Here is a 16147-nt window from a genome sequence, read left to right as displayed (position 1 = left end):
CGGCTCTCCGCAGCCCGCCGCTGACCCGACAATCACAACCCACTTACACCGAAAAATTGACAGTCCCGCCTGAGGTAGGTACAGCGTGAGAAGGATCCCACTGGGCAGCTGTACTCCGTGGTGGTCCCGACAGACTTGCTGAACGAGGTGCTCTGTACTCGCCAGTTGGCATCGAAGTTGTAGGTGATGTCGGAGTCTTGTAACGGTCAATCCATGCTCCAAAGCCCCGGTTGTTCCCGTCGAAGACCTGTGTGTCCCAGTCTGCAGGCCGAACGTACTGGTCAGCGATGAAGGTCTGGTAGCGGAACGTCCAGGGCAGGGGGGATGCGCTCTGTGCCGTCATGGGTGTCATCCCAGAGCCAGCCGATGGACTGGCGGCCTGCTGCCGAGAATCCATGAAAGCCTGCTCGACCAGCGTGGGCGTAGGCGCATCCGGCGAGGTACTCGGACTGGTCGATGCCATGGACAACGAACCAAGCAGAGATGCTTTGGCTGGGGCCGTGCTCTGGATGGCAGGAACCCGCGCCGAGGTGAGGGTGATTTCTTCTCTCAACTCCGAATGGTTGGGCTCGGTGCTGGTGCAGATATTCCCCACATCCGTCCCATCTTGGGAAACCTCATATGCCACTTCGCGACCTGCCGGACGGGAGCTATCGACATATTCCGTGCCACAGGTCATTCCGATGAGCGTCTGCCCTTGGACAGCGAGGGTTCCATCCGTGGCACGCACGATTTCCGAACGTATAACTGTCCGGGGGCGTGTGTCGTCAGCGTGCTGCTTCCAGTTGACGACGCTGGCCTGGCCGTCCGAAGTGATGACAGAGGCAACATTCGCAGTGCTCTTCTCCTCGTCCGCAATTACGACTCGGACGTCCCGCTCAGCTAGGAGCGCGCCGGTGGCGCTGTAGGCCTTGGCGCTGAAGGTGGACTGGCCGTCCGGGAGGACAAACACCGGTGCGGACGCCTCACTCACGCGGGTCCCTGAGAGATCGAACAGCCTGTAGAGGGCGGCCCCGGGCTGGGTCGACATCTCCAGGGTGTGTACGCCCCCTGAAGTCGACGATCCTAGTGCTTGGAAGTCCGGCTTGGGAGCCCGCGGCTTCGTCATCGCCTTTTCCAAGTCGGCAAGAAATGAGTCCGCGACAGCTGCAGCTGTGCCGATGACTGTCCCGTTCGTCGACTCGATGCCCCATGCAGCCGCTTCGTCGGCGAGCTCTCCGGTAAGCGACGTCCCAGATCCAGCGAACCGCACAATGCTGCCCTCCAACGCAGCCTTGTAGGCGGCGGGGACAGCCGCAGCCGCCGCTTGAGGTACCGACACGTGGAACCGCCTAGTATCCAGATTCCGGCCTCTGAGAAGGTCAGCGACCTTCTGGTTTCTCGTGACGGGGTCTGCTCCCTCAACGGAAAACGTTGGATAGCCGAGGCTCTCCAGCTTGGAAAGCGCTGCGGAAGTGGCCACCGCATCGCCTACGAACACGACGCGCTTGGGTTTGAGCCTTGCGAGTTCGGATTCTTCCCAAGTGTCAAGCGACGGGCCGACCGTAAGGAGGGGCGCTCCCTCGAGTGCTGCGGCAGAAGATGAGGTGACAAGATCTGCCGTAGATCGTGCGTCAGTGACGACGGCTTCCTCTGTAGGTGCGGCAAACATCGAAGAGAGCGGTACGTCTACCTCCAGCGGACCAGCTCCACCGATCCACTGCTGGGTGGTGGTGATGGCATTGATCTGTTGGCGCAGTGCGTTCTTGGGGCTGAACCCCGGTCCTACAAGGACGGCATCCTGTGCGCCGAGTTTGCCGATCGCTGCCAAGACCTGGTCAGGAGCCGCGGGGTCGACGAGAAGGAGAGGTGCGTTTTGGCTCTTGGCGGCTGGGATAGTGACGCCGATGGATATGGTGTCGGTAGCCGCAGCGACGAACACCTTCTGCGCGCCCTTAGGCCATGTGGACATGGCCAAGCCGATTGAATACGCGCTAGCATCCTCCATGGTCACCCGTGTCACCTTTGTGAAGGTGGCAGCGTGGGCAATTGTAGGAAAATGCTGGGCGGCTAGCGTCGTACTGGCCAAGGCCACAGTCGCGACGATCCCCCTGATCGCTGCTTTGCTTTTCAATTATTCTCCAAGGTGCTGTTGGGCTCCCGGCCCCCTAGCCGGTATATGTACCCAGGCGCGAGGGTAACAGAGCGGGTTCGCCACTCGTTGTCACATGAGGCGGGTTGCAACACGAGCCGCTCCCTTGATCGGGGCAGAAGGTTCCCTTGACTCCAATCCGGTGACTAACCGATTACCCGCGCTCCGCGCCCGAGAGGGTCGTGCGGACCGAGCCCACGGCCGTCCTGTGTTGGCGGTCAGGCCGGACTCGGAGGCCTTCGAGCCGTGCATCCCGCCGGATCCGGGCGATCAGCCCACACGGCTTCCCGTCCGAACCATTTCAGGGTTGGCTTTTCCCCTCCGTGTGTCAGCTCTCGATGTCCGAACATCGAGAGGCACGCCTGCTCGTACTCGCACGACAGCACCGGCAGCCGGGAGTCCCGTACCCGGCTGGTGGGCTCTCGCGCAAGGCCCCGCCACCATGACGTCCGGCTACGGGCCCACGGCTACACAGCAGGCCGCTGCGACTTCGCTCAGCTGGTTCCTCGCCACGTCATTGAGCTGTGCGGTTCCCGTCCTCGTTGACTGTACGATTCCAGCCTTGGTGAACTGTGCTGTTCCACGATCCGTTGCCGACACCGTTCGTGGCTTGCTTTTTCCACCACGCGTGGACCAAACTTGTTCCATACCACCTGATCCCTCTGGGGTCAGGTTTCTTTTTTCACCACTCGTTCGGGCATACGAGTCTGCCCACGGTTGCCGGCATCTGTGCGTCCCGGAAGTCGGACTCTGTGAGCTGGTACCACCAGTGTCCGCCCGTTCCGCGCCTCTGTGGGTCCCTCAACGCTCCTGCCAGGATCCCTCTGGTCGGGTTGACCAGGCCAACCGGGACGAACCGCCGAGCCAGCTCGATCGGCTTCTTCAGGTCGCTGTCGTTGCTGACGACCACGGCAGCCTCGACTGTCGACCGGAGGACATCGGCCAAGAGGTGGGTGGCGACGTTGACGTCGCTGCCCTTCTCCTCACGCCGCGAAACCGAGGCTATGAAGGTCGCACCGGGGACGTCGGCATCCGTGCTGTCCTTGACCATCAGAGGCCACGCCGCTTTGGTGAGCACCGGCCTCCCCCGCCGGTCAGGGGTTGCAAGGGGACTCCGGGCCACCCGTTCGACGTACGTGCCGAATTCGATGACGTCAACAGCCCTATGCGTCGTGAGCGCCCGCAGATAGGTGTCCTGGTCCCTGGGCGACGAGGAGTTCTGCCCCTTGATCCTGGCGGTGCAGTAGACGACATGCAGCTCATGGGATCCCGCCCAGCCCGAGGCCTTGCTCACCACCGACTCGGCGAGGGCCCTCAGATCCAGCCATCTCCATCCCGGGGTACCCCGGCCACAGATGCCGCGACCCCGTAGTAGAGGTTATAGCCGTCGATGTACACGCCGATCTTCACCCTAGAGATTCTGCCAGCCGCGAAGAACAGTCCCGCTCCCACATGCGGTGCCGTGAGTACAACCCACCCAGCTCAAAGCCCTCTTCCGGCCGCTCGTTCGCGCCACCGATGGTGCCCCTTCCTCCACAGGCCCTGCCATTAGGGTGACTCTGCGTCGACCGCCTTATCCTTCGAATGCTGCCTCCAGGGCGTCAGCGGCTCATGCCTTTCTGCACCATCTTGGTCTGCCCGCTTGCGCCTCGAGTCCTGCGGGCTTTCGGCCTGCGTCCTGGGGCTTTGGTGACGGCTGCGGTGGGTGGGGTTGCTTGGTCCTGGTCGGCGCTTAGGCGTGCCTGCACGGCCTCGCGGTCGGACAGTCCTTCGAGGCGGTCTGCGAGCTCTTGGCGGCGCTCGGCCGAGTCGTACCTGCACCCGGCTTCCCCGGCCAGCATGTCGGGGTGCTGGTTCTCCTCGTCGGCGTCCTGCTGGCGGTCGCGGTCTTCCCTATCGGCCTCGGCCATCAACGCCGCAGCCTGGGCGGTCTCATCGCGTCCGGTGCGGCGTTCCTGTTCTGCCTGTTCGCGGTGCCGCTCGTCCTTCGCCATGCCTGCGGCGACGGACAGGTCATCAGCGTCGAGGTTGTCGATGTCGAGGCCGTAGCGGCAGTGCGCCTGGTCACGGATCACCTCGGCCGCGGCGCGGGCTGTGGGGTCGCGGTCCTTCCACGCGGTGGCCGCCTCATGGACCCGTTCGATATCGCGGCCGTTGGCGGTGTCCCACCACCGGTTGTCCATGACCGGGGCGAGCTGTGCGCGGGCGACTGCCCGCTCCGCGTCGAACCGGGCCTGCAGTTCCCGGGTCTGCTGTTCCTCGGCCGCCTGGGCGCGGCGGAGCTCCTGCTCGCGTGCCCTGGCCAGCTGTTCACCGAGGCGTCCGGCGACGGTCAGCCCGACCCGGAGCATTCCCTCGACCGCTTCCTCGATGCCGTCGGATTCGCCCATCAGGTTCCCCCCTCCCTTGTGGTTATCTCTCGATGTCCGGGCCGGTGGCCCCGCCCCGGCTCTCCGCCGCATGGACTCGCGCCTGCTCGTACCTCGGCGGCAGCACCGAGCCTGCGGGGCGCCCCGGGGCCTGGCCGGCGGTGCTCGCGCGCACGGCCTCGGCCGCTTCGCCGTCCACCGCATGCGTGCCTGCGGGGACGGGCGGCAGGGCGGCGGCGACTTGGCTGAGCTGGTGCCTGACCACGTCGCTGAGCTGGCGTGCCCGGCGCAGATCATCAGACGCCTTGTGCATGTCGTGGACGGCCTTGGCGACGTTGAGCAGCTGGCGCAGCATGATCGCCTCCGCCGTCGTGCCGGTGCCGCCCATGGCGGCCGCCGCCAGGACCAGTGACGCGCCCCTCGCGGACGGCCCCACCGTGCGGAGCGGCCGTACCGGGTAGCGGCGCAGCTGGGCCGTCTTGGACAGCTCGTCCGCGGCCGCGGCGAGCGGCCCGGGCGTCTGCTCGGTGGCGGTCGACCACGCCGCGAACGCGCCCGAGGCCTCCCGTGCGACCTGCGCCCAGGTGCCGTGGTCCTCCAGCGGGACGGAACGCAGGGCTTCGCGCAGGCGGGCGACCTCGTCGCTGTACTGCTCCCACAGCTGCGGGTCCGGCTCGTGCACCTCCCGGCCCACCGCCACGGGCCGCCTTCCGCGGGCGGCGGCGCCCCACTCCCCTACTGCTGCGCTGGCGTGTTCGGGGCTGTCCGGCCACGCCGCGCGCAGCCGAGGGAGGGTCAGGTCCTTGGCCAGGTGGCCGCCGCCGAACCAGACGGGCCGCAAGCCCTTCGAACGGGGGCGTTCGGCGGAGGAGTAGCCGACCACGACGTCGTCGCGGCCGGCCGCGTAGCGGGGCCTGATGAGGGCGCCGGTGCGGCGGACCCGGCGGACGAACTCGGCCTCGTCCAGTGCCGCCGTGGCACAGGCGCGGACCTTGCGGGCCAGCGAGCGGCGCTCCGGCTCCTCGGCGCCTCGGCGCTGCGCGGCCTCGCGTTCACCGGGGCGCAGGCCCCGCATCGCGTACACGGGGTTGAGCTGCTCGAGCCCGTGCTTCTTCTCCAGCGCACGGGCCGCGTCCTGGGCGCGCTTGTAGTCCAGGTGGCCACTCCATTTGGTGCCGTCCTCGCGCACCATGGACGCCGCGATGTGGATGTGGTCGTTGCCCGCCGTGCTGTGTCCGTGACGGACCGCGACCCACGCCACCGGGGCCTTGCCGCTGGCCTCGGTGAAGCCCATCTCGTCCATGAACTCGGTCGCGATCTCGGCCCACTTCTCGTCGGTGAGGTCGCCCTCCTCGGCGCGCAGGCTCAGCGAGCAGTGCCACACATGCCCGCCCCGAATTTCCACGCCGAGGACCTCCTTCGCCCGGTCCAGCTCCCGGGCGATCGACAGGGCCGCGTCACGGTTCAGCTGGTCGTCGTTGTGCCACGCCATGATCGGCCCCGAGCCTGCCACCAGGTGCGGGTCGGTGTGCTCATTCGCCCGCCCGGGACCGGCCAGGTACACCAGCAGCCCGGCCATCCGCTCGCCCTTGGTGATGTTCGGGATCATCAGCGCCCCAGCCCCTCGACCGTGGCATTCACGCGCTCGGCGATCACTCTCACCCGGTCCAGGGCTGTGCGCGCCTCCTCGGGGAACTCGCCAGTCGCGTTCGCCTGCCGGGCGAGCTGGTTCACATTGTTCGACAGCGCCGCCAAATAGCGCCGCACCGCCATCAGCTCCGACGCCAGCGCGCGGCGCTCGGCCAGCGACTCCGAGTCCTCCGCGTACAGCGCGCCGCTGACGAGGATCTCCGACGGGCTGCGCCCGGTCCGCTCTTCCAGCACGTACAGGCGCGCCCGCTCCGCCTCCGACATCGACACCCGCACGAACTGTGTCGGACCCTCGATGTTCGCCCGCCGACGGCGGCCAAGACGGCGATCGGAACGACGGCCGGTGCCCTGCTCCTCCGCCACGCCCCCCACCGCCTCTCCCATGCCCAGCGCAGCGCCCCGCACTAGCGGGCCACAGACGCGAGTCTGTCAGAGCGATCGGCCGGAGGACGGAGCGACACACCGGTTATGGCCCATAACCGTATAGCTTGCTCCGCCCGGGGCACCGATGCGCGAACGCGCCGGTCACGCTCCCCAGCGGTGTCGGAGGATGCCGTTAGTCTGGCCGCATGACGACGACACTGGACCCCCAGAAGATCGAGAACACCCTGCGCCAGCGCCTCGAGAGCCGCATGGCCGCAGTGCGCGACCTCGTCGCCACCCGGCAGGCTGTCGCCGAAGCCAAGGAGGCGCTCAAGCGCGCCGAGGACGAGGACGTGCGCCGCTGGAACGCCGCCCTCACCGCCGGCTGGACCGAGGACGAGCTCCGCACCGCCGGCCTCCCCGAACCCGAGAAGAAGGCGCGCGTGCGCAAGCGCACCCCACGCCGCACCCCACCACCCGCGACCGCCGTCCCCGCCCCCTCCGACAACGCGGAGCAGCCAGGTCACGGGTCCGTGGAGGCCCAGTAGCCTCTCGCCCACCTGTGCACAGCGAAAGCTCCACCGCTCCGCGGCTTTCCCTGCACACAGGATGGACGACAGGAACCACCCGACCGGCTGCACACAGCCGCCAGCCCACCTCGGGTCCGGATGCTCACCCTGGTGCGGCCGGCGGCCGTGCACAGCCTCCGCTCGCGTGCGGTCACCTTGCGGGGGCTACCGCCCCCGGCTGTGGTCCTTCCGCGGCTGCGGCGCGTACGCCTTGGCTCCGTCTCCGGAGCGTCCAGCGCCCCGTGCCGCGGCAGGGAAGTCGGACGCCATGAGCACCGCCAGGTGCCGCGTCTCCTCGTCCAGCCCGTCCGGCTCCGCAGTGTCGGCGGCCGGCTCCGGCGGGGCAGCTTGGGCAGCGATCGCCGCGTCCACGCGCTCCACTTCTGCCCGCGCTGCCGCGAGTGCCTCGGTGTGCTTGAAGGGGCGGTCGAGCATGGCCTCGGCCTCGGCGATCTTGGCCTCGGCTTCGGCCGCGCGCTCGGCGGTGCGCTGGGCGAGCCGCGGCAGGGCCGCGACGCGGTTCTCGAGCTGGCGGATGGTCCCGAGGTCGGCCTTGACCAGGGCGTCCCGGTCGACCTCGAAGGAGGTCCGGGGCACGCCGTCCAGGCTCAGCTGCGCGGTGGGCTTCTGCCCAGGGAACGGGGCGACCAGCTTCACCCGGATGGCGTGGCCGCCGAGCTCGCCGAGGATGCCGAGGTCGGTGCGCGCGTAGGGGTTCATCACGTGGTGCGAGTTCGCCGCCGCCCACTCCTGCACAGCCGCCGCCGTCTCGGGCCGCGACGTGAACCGGACGCCTTGGACGGTCATCGCGAACGCCTCCCCCGACGTGTCCATGGCCTGTGCTGCCGCGGCCTCGATCAGGGGCAGGTCCCCCGTTGCCGAGGCGAGGGCGGTGCGCTCGGCGCTGCGCGTGTGCTCGACGGCGACGAGGTTGCGGTGATGGGCCCGCTCCAGCCGGGACAGGCGGTTGTACTCCTGGTCGGCGTTGGCCTTCTCCAGCACCAGCGGGTTGCCCGAGGTGATGGCCTTGGCCTGGGCGAAGGAGAGCGTGTTGTCCCCGATGTCCTCGATCTCGCGCACATCGAGCCGGCCCCTCATGATGGCGTTGATGAAGCGGCTCTTGCGCTCCAGCCCCTGCCACATGAACGAGTCGAACGACCCGACCGTGACGAACTGCGAGATGCGCACCTCGGGATTCTGGTTGCCCTGGCGGATGATCCGCCCGTGGCGCTGCTCGACGTCAGCCGGCCGCCACGGCGCGTCCATGTCGACCAGATGGACCGCGCGCTTCTGGATGTTCGTCCCGACCCCCATCTTCTGCGTCGAGCCGACCAGGACCGCGATGTGCCCGGCCCTCGCGTCAGCGAACAGCCGCGCCTTCTCCGAGTCGTTCTTCGCCTCGTGCATGAACCGCGCCATGTGCCCCGGCACGCCGTGGGCGACGAGCTGGCGCTTGAGCTCGTCGTAGACGTTCCACCCGTCCCCCGGGGTGCCCTGGTCGCAGAAGACGATCTGCAGCGCCCCCGGCACGGGATCCGGCTCCTCCGTCGCCGGGTCCGTGTACACGGTGTCCTTGTTCTCGTCGTACACCCGTGCGATGAGCGCGGCCGCGGCGGACGCCTTCGTCTCCCCCACCGGCTCCACGACCGGGTCGACGAGGCGCATGTCCAGAGCCGCCTTGCGCCCGTCCGTGGACACCTTGAGCATGTTGTCCTCGGTCGGCTCCACGCGGCGGCCCTCGATCGCGTCCACCCGCTCACCGATCCGGGCGATGTACTCGCTCAGCTCCGGCGTCGGCTCCACCGGGTGCAGCTCCGGCGCCCGCTGCCCGTCCCCCGCCCGCTCGGCCAGCGCCGGGACGGGCAGATTCAGGTCCTCGGCGGTCTTGACGTCGGCGAAGGTGTGGAACAGCCGCAGCAGCTCGGGCACGTTCTGGAACTTCGCGAAGCGGGCCTTGAGCTTGAAACGGTCCCCGCCGGCGACGGAGAGCTCCATCTCCTCCACGACCTGTCCGAACGTCGCCGCCCAGGTGTTGAAGTCCGCGATCCCCGCATCCTGCAGGTAGCGCTGCATCACGTACATCTCGGTCACCGAGTTCGCGATCGGCGTCGCGGTCGCCCCGGTGATCACCCGGCGGACCTCCCTGGCGCGCAGGTACTCGGCCTTCATGTGCAGGTCCGAGGCGCGCTTGGACCCCTGGATCGCCGCCCCGGGGATGTTCGAGGGGGTGTCGAGGTTCTTGTAGTCGTGCAGCTCGTCGACCACGAGGTAGTCGATGCCCGACTGCTCGAAGCTCAGCCCCGGATCCGTCGGCTTGTCCAAGAGGTTCTTGATGGCCTCCTCGCGGGCCAGGAGGATCTTCTCCATCCGCTTCACCAGTCCCGGGCCTGCCATGCCCGGGCCCTGGGCCTGGGTTTTGACCGCCTCGAGCTCGGCGCGCATCCGGGCGAGCTCGCCCTCGGAGTAGGACAGGTTCGCCTCGTCGCTGAGCGGGAGGCGTTCGAAGGCCGTGCGCGTCATGATGACCGCATCCCAGTCGTTCGTCGCCACGCGGGCGACGAAGCGGCGACGGCGGTCCTTGGCCAGGTCGTCGATGGAGGCGGCCAGGATGCGGGCCTGCGGGTAGAGCTGGAGCCACTCCCGGGCGAACTGCTCGAGCATGTGGTTGGGCACCACCACGGCCGGCTTGTTCGCCAGGCCCAGGCGCTTGAGCTCCATCACGCCCATCACCATCTCGGCGGTCTTGCCCGCGCCGACCTGGTGGAACAGGCCGACGGCTGGCTCGGCGACCATGCGGGCCACGGCCGCACGCTGGTGCGCCCGGGGTGTGAAGTCCTTCGCCAGCCCCGGCAGGGTCAGGGCCTGCCCCTCGGCGGTGTAGTCGCGCAGGACGATCGCGTTGAACCGGTCGTTGTACTCCCCCAGCAGCCGGGTCGCCCGTTCCGGATCCTCCCCGACCCATTCGCTGAAGCGCTCCTGCAGGGCCTGGGCCTTCTCCTGCGCCGCGGCCGTCTCGACCTGGTTCAGCACCCGGCGCCCCTCTGCCTCGTCCGTGACGCGGACGGAGCGCTGCTCCAGGAGCTGGGCGAAGATGTCGCCGGCCGGCATCCGCCCGGTTCCCCACTCGCTCGTGGCCTTCAGCGAGTGGCGGCCGGCCTTCACATCCCACATCGAGCCCGTCCCCACGACGCTCGCCCGGGGATCGGCGAGGATCTCCTGCAGGAATCCCTGGTGGTCGGCCGGGCTGATCCACACCGCTCCGATGCGGGCCTCGACCTCGTCCATGCGCAGCGGCTCCGGCTGCACGGCGCGCAGCGCCGAGACGTTGGCCGCGAACCGGCCGTCTGCCTCGGCAGCCTGCTCGGCTTCGCGCAGCTTGGTCCGCACGTTCCCGGACAGGTACGCGGCCCGGGTCTCCAGCTCCCCCGTGGTGGGGTCTTCGTAGACGGCCTCGCCGAGCTGGGCGCGGGCGTCGGCCTCGTCGGTGCCGAGCAGGTGCGCGATCGTGGCGAGGTCCACGCCGCCGGTGGTGTCCAGGGTGATCGCGAGGGCGTCCTCGGCCGTCTCCGCCCCGAGCACGGGGCGGCGTGGGGCGACCTGCCGGGCCGAGAGCAGCGGGGCCTCCTTCGCGGTGCCGGTGCTCTCGTCGTACTCCTCCAGGGCCATCACGACCGGCTGCCAGGGGTCCTGGCGGAACTTGGCCACCGCCAGCGGCACCCGCCGTGACATCACCGGATCCCCGTCCTCATCCACCCGCCCTGTCGGAACGGACTTGGACCTGTTCAGCGGCCCATACGCGGCCGTGTACTCCCGGTACCGGGTACGCAGCAGCTCCCTAGCGGCGTCGGTCTCCGGGGTGTCGTCGACGTCGGCGGCCTCCAGCTCCAGCAGCGACCGCACCGAATCACGCAGCCCCAGCAGGGCGGTGAGCTCCTCGGCCTGCGACCCTGGCTTCACCCGGGCCCCGGCCGACCCGGAGACAGTTATCCCGGGGACGGGGAAGTTCACGTGGGCCCCGTCCTGGACGACGGTGAAGCCGGTGTCGGTCCGGGTCAGATGGCCTTCCCACAGGCCGCGCTCCGCGGGCACCCATGCTGCCCGCTCCGCGGTCTGCTCCGCGCTCCGGGCCGTCATGCCCCTGCCCTCGGCCAGGGCCCGGTCCGCGATCCCCGCCAGCGCCTCCTCGAGGCGGGCAGGGACGGCGGCGAGGTCGGGCGTCGTCAGGGTCAGGGTCGCGTCCCCGTACATGCCGTGGCCGACGTGCAGGTCCCCGAGCAGGTGCTCGGGGTGCTCGTCGAAGTACGCGTTTACCCGGGTGGTGTGACCGTCGATCCGCTTGGCGTGCACCGTCTCCCACAGCGTGCTCGCCGGCTCCTGCCCGGGCTCGCGGCGGCGGAAGACCAGCAGGTCGGTCAGCGCCTCCGTGCCTGCGGCGCGGCGGTGCGCCCCGGTGGGCAGGCGGACCGCGCCGATCAGGTCGGCCATCGCGTTCATCTCCCGCCGCGCCGCAGGATTCCCCGCGTCCAAGGTGAACGACGAGGACAGCACGGCCACCACTCCCCCGGGACGGGTCAGGGCCAGGGACTTGATGATGAAGTGGTTGTGCATCGAGTGCCCGCCGGCATTGTGCCTGGGGTCGTGCAGCACGAGGTCCGCGAAGGGCACGTTGCCCACCACCGCATCGAAGTGCCCGGCACGGTAGCGGGTGTCCGCGAACGACTCATTCAGGATGATCGCGTGCGGGTGGAGGTACTGGGCGATCCCTGCCGTGACCCGGATCCAGCTCGACCCCGGTCATCCGCGCCCCCTCCGGGGCGAGGCCGATGAACGCCCCCGCCCCCGAGCCGGGCTCGAGGACCTCGCCCTCGGTGAACCCGAGCCGGGTCAGCGCGCCCCAGACAGCCTGGGCGTAGGCGGCGTCGGTGTAGTGGGCGTTGATGGTCGTCCGCTTCGCCGCGGCGTATTCGCGCTCGCTCAGCAGCTCCTTGAGCTCCTTGCGCTGGGCGGCGTGCTCGGGCCGGTCCTCGTCGAAGATCTGCCACACGCCCTGCGCGCCCCAGGACCCCCACCGGGCCAGGCGGGACCGCTCCTCCGCGGTGGCCGGCCGGTCCTGCCCCTGCAGGATGCGCAGGGTGCGCAGCGCCTCAAGGTTCGCCTCGACCCTCGCCTTCGCCCCCGACGGGGCGAGGTCGCCCTGACCGGTCGGGACGAAGCGGTCTAGTCGAGCTCGTCCTCCATCCCCTGACGGTTCCACCAGGCGAGGAAGTTCGACTTCGGATTGTCCGGGTCCTCGTCCTCCTCGTCCGGCTCCTCCGTCTCGGGCGGGGCCAGGATCTCCGCCCGGGCGATCTCCTCGGCCTGGTTCCGCGCCGCGTTCAGCCGCCCGACCTTCCCCAGGTACCCCTCCCCCGGCACGTCCGGCCCCGCGATCCTCACCTCGAGCTCCGGCACCATCTCCATGGCCTGCTCCCCCAGGTCCGTGAAGAACGCCTCCGGGTCCTCCAGCTCCGCGTACCGCTTCGGGCACGCCTGCTTCCACATCGTCTCGGCCTGCCTGCCGTACCTGTTCATCCCGCTCCCCTTCCGACGCTCCCCACAATGCCTCCAGGTCGAAGCTCAGCTGCCCCTCGACGCTTCCCTTGCCCTTCTTGACCACGCGGCCCCCTCCGATGTCGCCTGGCGTATCCGTCTGCCACGCTAGCCAAGGAGGAACCGCGGGTGCTTGTCATGTCACTCCTTCTGCCGCGCGATGAAGGCGCCCATCCCGGGCACAGTGAACTGCACTTGGCCGTGCTCGGGGGCGAAGATGATGCCCTTCTCGATCAGGCGGCCGCGCTGGCTCGTCAGGGAGCTGTGGTCCCTCCCCAGCCGTCCGATGAGGTCCGCAGTCGCGGTAGGCCCTTCACCGTCCTGGCTCATCGCGCGCAGGTAGTTCCTCTCAGCTCGAGTGGCCCTCTGCCACCGGGAGACGAAGAAACCGTGGTCCAAATCAGCGGTGCCCAGCTCGACGGCGAGGCTGGCGTCACCCAGGGTGATCTCCGTCTCGGAGGCGACCTCCCATAGAGTGCGACCGTAGGCCTGGAGGAAGTACGCGTATCCGCCGGCAGCGGCTAGGACAGTCCTGAGCGGCTCGCCCCGCAGCACGGCGCCGAGGCGTTCGATCGGCACTGTGAGCGCCTCCGCTGCCGCAGTGGGGTCGAGCTGGCCGACCTTGCGGTAGTGGAAGAGCCGTTCAGCGTAGGAACGGCTCTCGGCCAGCCGTCCCGGCAGGGACGGCAGGCCCGCACCGACGATGTAGAACGGCCAGCCCCGCTGCCCCGCGGCGTGCTGGACCGTCAGCAGCGCCCCCAGCAGGTCAGGATCGAGGTCCTGCATCTCGTCGATCACCAGGGCGAAGCCGGCCCGTGCCTTCCTCATCGACTCGGAGACGTCCTCGACCATCTCCTCCAAGTCGATGTCGAGCGCGTGGGAGTCAGCCCGGCCCGGAGTGAACTTCAGGTCCGCCGTCAGTCCCTGGAGTCCAAGGGAGATCGAGATGTTCGAGATGCTTCCCAGCCCCTGCTGACGCAGATGCGACCACGCGGATGTCTGGCGCAGGCGACGCGCGCCGAGCTGCAGCTCGCGGGCGAGCTTCTTGCGCACAGCCTCAGGTCCGCCCTCGCCGGGCTGAGCCTCGAACTGCACCACCAGCCAGCCATTGCGGCGCGCCAGCTCGGAGAACTCGTTCAGCAGTACCGTCTTACCCACGCCCCGCAGCCCGGTCAGGAGGATGCCCCGGTCGCCGGCGGCATTCGCCTTCGCCCGTGCGACCAGCAGGTCGAAGGCATCGATCTCAGGTTGTCTGCCCACCAGAGCCGGTGGTTTGACCCCTGAGCCGGGGGCGAACGGGTTCAGTGCAGGGTCCATGCATGCATAGTAACCAAAGGATCGCGAAGGATTCCAGACTTTGAAATCCTCAGGCATTCTCTGGCCGACTCCAGATCGGCGTAGGCCGCTGAAATCGCAGCGCCCACGTAGCCCCCGCCAGGGAAGGGTGCGGACGCGACCAACCTTGGTACCATCGGCCGCCACACGTTTCCCCTCCGGATCGACAAGATCACCCGCCACATAGGGCTTGCCCATTTCATCTACGTCCGCCGCTCCTCGTGTCAGTAAGGAGCGGAGCGGTGGGCCACTGTGTGCGAGCCCGGGGACGTGCTCGTAGGTAATCGATGCGGCCTCTGCCAACTATTCCCCGTACCGCCGGTGTAGGCGTGGCTGCCGATCTGTGATGGAGCGAGCATAGGTTCAGGCCCCAGAATTTGGTCAGCACCTACTTGCTTCTGAGGAACGAGCATTGGTCGGGGTAGGGTGCTGACTGATAGCACGCAGCATCAATGGGAACCACGTCGATACGAGGGTCGTAATCCGCTGCGCGATCAGCAAGGGGGTTGTCAAGGAATGAGATCGCAAGCGGACCCACGCGGCTCTGTGTGGCGTCGTTGGGATCCCCACATCCACACTCCCGGAACAGCGATGAACAACCAGTTCGGCCAGGATGCGTGGATCGACTATCTGGAACGAATTGAGCAGTCTGAGCCAAGGATTGAAGCTCTCGGCATCACGGATTACTGCAGCATCGATGAGTACGAGACGGTCCTTACCTATCAGGTTGCGGGCCGCCTTCCTGACGTCTGTTTGATCTTCCCGAACGTTGAACTTCGTCTTCCGACTGCGACTACACGCGATCGCCCCGTCAACATTCACTTACTCGTCTCACCTGAAGATCCGAATCACGTCGAGGAAATTCGGCGATTCCTACGGACGCTGAAGTTTTCGTATGGCCGTGAGTCTTACGTATGCGGTCGAGAAGATTTGGTTCGGTTGGGCAAGGCATACAACTCGTCAATCACTGATGAGAGAGCAGCGCTTGCGGCAGGTACAAATCTCTTCAAAGTAACCCTTGAGAACTTGAAGCAGTCGCTGGAAGAGAGCGCATGGGCGCAGCGAAACGTTATCGTCGGTGTAGCGGCTGGCAGCACGGATGGCACTTCGGGTCTCCGTGATGTCGGCGGTTCGCTCGATGCGGTTCGTGTGGAGATTGAACGAATCGCACGTGTTATCTTCGCCAGCTCGCCAGCGCAACGCACCTTTTGGGTCGGTGATGGGCCTCTTAGCGTAGAGGACCTGACTGAAAGGTATGACGGTCCTAAGGCGTGCATTCACGGCAGCGATGCTCACAAGCTCACCGATGTCGGCAACCCTGCCGAGAACCGCTACACGTGGATCAAAGGGGACGCGACCTTCGAAGCTCTACGTCAGGCATGCCTCGAACCGAAGGAGCGTGTAGTTGTCGCCGAGCAGCCGCCCAACGGAGCGCTCAACTACCGGGTTATCGATACGATCACGGTCTCCGGGGCTGAATGGATGGCCACGCCTTCGATCCCGCTCGCGCCGGGTCTTGTCGCAATCATCGGCGCGCGCGGCTCGAGGAAGACAGCACTCGCTGATCTCATCGCGGCGGGCGCGGGAGCAGGCAGTACCGACGAGTCGGACCAGACGTTTCTTCAACGTGCTCGGCATCACGTCGAGGGAACGAGCGTCGCTCTCGCCTGGGGCGACGGCGGCAGCTCCGAAATTGACCTTCCGGCAGACTTCTTACTCACCGACGATATGCCACGCGCCCAGTATCTGTCCCAGCAGTTCGTCGAACGCCTTTGTTCGTCCGAGGGCATCACGGACGAATTACTCACCGAGATCGAGCGGGTCATCTTCGAGGCTCACCCTTATGAGGACCGGCTAGGCGCTTCGAGCTTTCGCGAACTCCTTGACATACGAGCGAGCCACGGACGCGATCTTCGCCGGTTTGCCGAGAGCGAGATGGACCGCTTGGCTGAGCAGATCGAGGCTGAACGGGCTGCGAACGATGAGCTTCCCGGACTTAGTAAGGAACGGTCGAGGCTCGCCGGAGTCCTCAAGGAAGACAAGCGCGCTCGAAGCGGGCTCGTTGTTACAGGCGGGGAAGCGCGTGCCATGCGTCTTGAGGCGCTTAACGGTGCGCTTGCTGCTAAACAGGCAGAGGTCGA

General features: G+C 67.7%; 10 protein-coding genes and 1 pseudogene. 2 read left to right on the top strand and 9 right to left on the bottom strand.

What is annotated here, in order from left to right; all coding sequences use genetic code 11:
* Window positions 1–43: 43 nt before the first annotated feature.
* The 5 genes from IE231_RS17865 to mobC all read right to left on the bottom strand — a co-directional run bounded on the left by IE231_RS17865 (window position 44) and on the right by mobC (window position 6513).
* Entirely contained in the window at window positions 44–1993 is a 1950-nt protein-coding gene (locus IE231_RS17865) for a hypothetical protein (RefSeq protein WP_189695351.1), read from the bottom strand.
* An 820-nt stretch (window positions 1994–2813) separates the two neighbouring features.
* A complete protein-coding gene (locus IE231_RS17860) occupies window positions 2814–3425 on the bottom strand; it encodes an NYN domain-containing protein (RefSeq protein WP_229867440.1) in 612 nt (203 codons plus the stop codon).
* 307 nt (window positions 3426–3732) lie between these two features.
* Window positions 3733–4521: a hypothetical protein gene (locus IE231_RS17855; RefSeq protein WP_189695350.1), complete on the bottom strand. Its 789-nt coding sequence runs from the start codon at window positions 4519–4521 to the stop codon at window positions 3733–3735.
* Window positions 4522–4543: 22 nt separating this feature from the next.
* On the bottom strand, window positions 4544–6109 hold the full coding sequence (locus tag IE231_RS17850) for a relaxase/mobilization nuclease domain-containing protein (RefSeq protein ID WP_189695349.1): 1566 nt from the start codon (window positions 6107–6109) through the stop codon (window positions 4544–4546).
* Window positions 6109–6513, bottom strand: a complete 405-nt coding sequence (gene mobC, locus IE231_RS17845) for a plasmid mobilization relaxosome protein MobC (RefSeq protein ID WP_229867438.1) — start codon at window positions 6511–6513, stop codon at window positions 6109–6111. Before mobC ends, IE231_RS17850 begins: the two co-directional genes overlap by 1 nt.
* Before the next feature lie 206 nt (window positions 6514–6719).
* Here mobC and IE231_RS17840 point away from each other — a divergent pair, with 206 nt between their 5' ends.
* Window positions 6720–7061, top strand: a complete 342-nt coding sequence (locus IE231_RS17840) for a hypothetical protein (RefSeq protein ID WP_189695348.1) — start codon at window positions 6720–6722, stop codon at window positions 7059–7061.
* Window positions 7062–7247: 186 nt separating this feature from the next.
* Here the strand turns inward: IE231_RS17840 and IE231_RS17835 are convergent, their stop codons facing one another.
* The 4 genes from IE231_RS17835 to IE231_RS17830 form a co-directional block, all read right to left on the bottom strand.
* Entirely contained in the window at window positions 7248–11756 is a 4509-nt protein-coding gene (locus IE231_RS17835) for a helicase-like domain-containing protein (protein ID WP_229867436.1), read from the bottom strand.
* Window positions 11757–11802: 46 nt separating this feature from the next.
* Window positions 11803–12336, bottom strand: coding sequence for a hypothetical protein (locus tag IE231_RS18380; protein WP_229867434.1), 534 nt, complete (start codon window positions 12334–12336; stop codon window positions 11803–11805).
* The gene (locus IE231_RS18375; protein ID WP_229867431.1) at window positions 12300–12653 is read right to left on the bottom strand and encodes a TnpV protein; all 354 of its coding nucleotides are present in this window, start codon (window positions 12651–12653) and stop codon (window positions 12300–12302) included. Before IE231_RS18375 ends, IE231_RS18380 begins: the two co-directional genes overlap by 37 nt.
* Window positions 12654–12812: 159 nt before the next feature.
* Window positions 12813–13988, bottom strand: coding sequence for an ATP-binding protein (locus tag IE231_RS17830; RefSeq protein ID WP_189695347.1), 1176 nt, complete (start codon window positions 13986–13988; stop codon window positions 12813–12815).
* A 609-nt stretch (window positions 13989–14597) separates the two neighbouring features.
* On the opposite strand from IE231_RS17830, the pseudogene IE231_RS17825 reads away from it, so the two are divergent.
* A pseudogene (locus IE231_RS17825) lies at window positions 14598–16147 on the top strand (TrlF family ATPase); the annotation flags it as partial.

The organism is Sinomonas cellulolyticus, from assembly GCF_014656475.1.
GTDB lineage: Bacteria > Actinomycetota > Actinomycetes > Actinomycetales > Micrococcaceae > Sinomonas > Sinomonas cellulolyticus.
Note: the sequence above shows the minus strand (reverse complement) of the source record. Positions and strands in the feature narration are given on the sequence as shown.

Excerpts from the sequence above, each read along its gene's own strand:
- IE231_RS18375 (WP_229867431.1), bottom strand. The coding sequence starts at position 12,653 with ATGAACAGGTACGGCAGGCAGGCCGAGACGATGTGGAAGCAGGCGTGC.
- IE231_RS17830 (WP_189695347.1), bottom strand. The coding sequence starts at position 13,988 with ATGGACCCTGCACTGAACCCGTTCGCCCCCGGCTCAGGGGTCAAACCA.
- IE231_RS17840 (WP_189695348.1), top strand. The coding sequence starts at position 6,720 with ATGACGACGACACTGGACCCCCAGAAGATCGAGAACACCCTGCGCCAG.
- IE231_RS17855 (WP_189695350.1), bottom strand. The coding sequence starts at position 4,521 with ATGGGCGAATCCGACGGCATCGAGGAAGCGGTCGAGGGAATGCTCCGG.
- IE231_RS17850 (WP_189695349.1), bottom strand. The coding sequence starts at position 6,109 with ATGATCCCGAACATCACCAAGGGCGAGCGGATGGCCGGGCTGCTGGTG.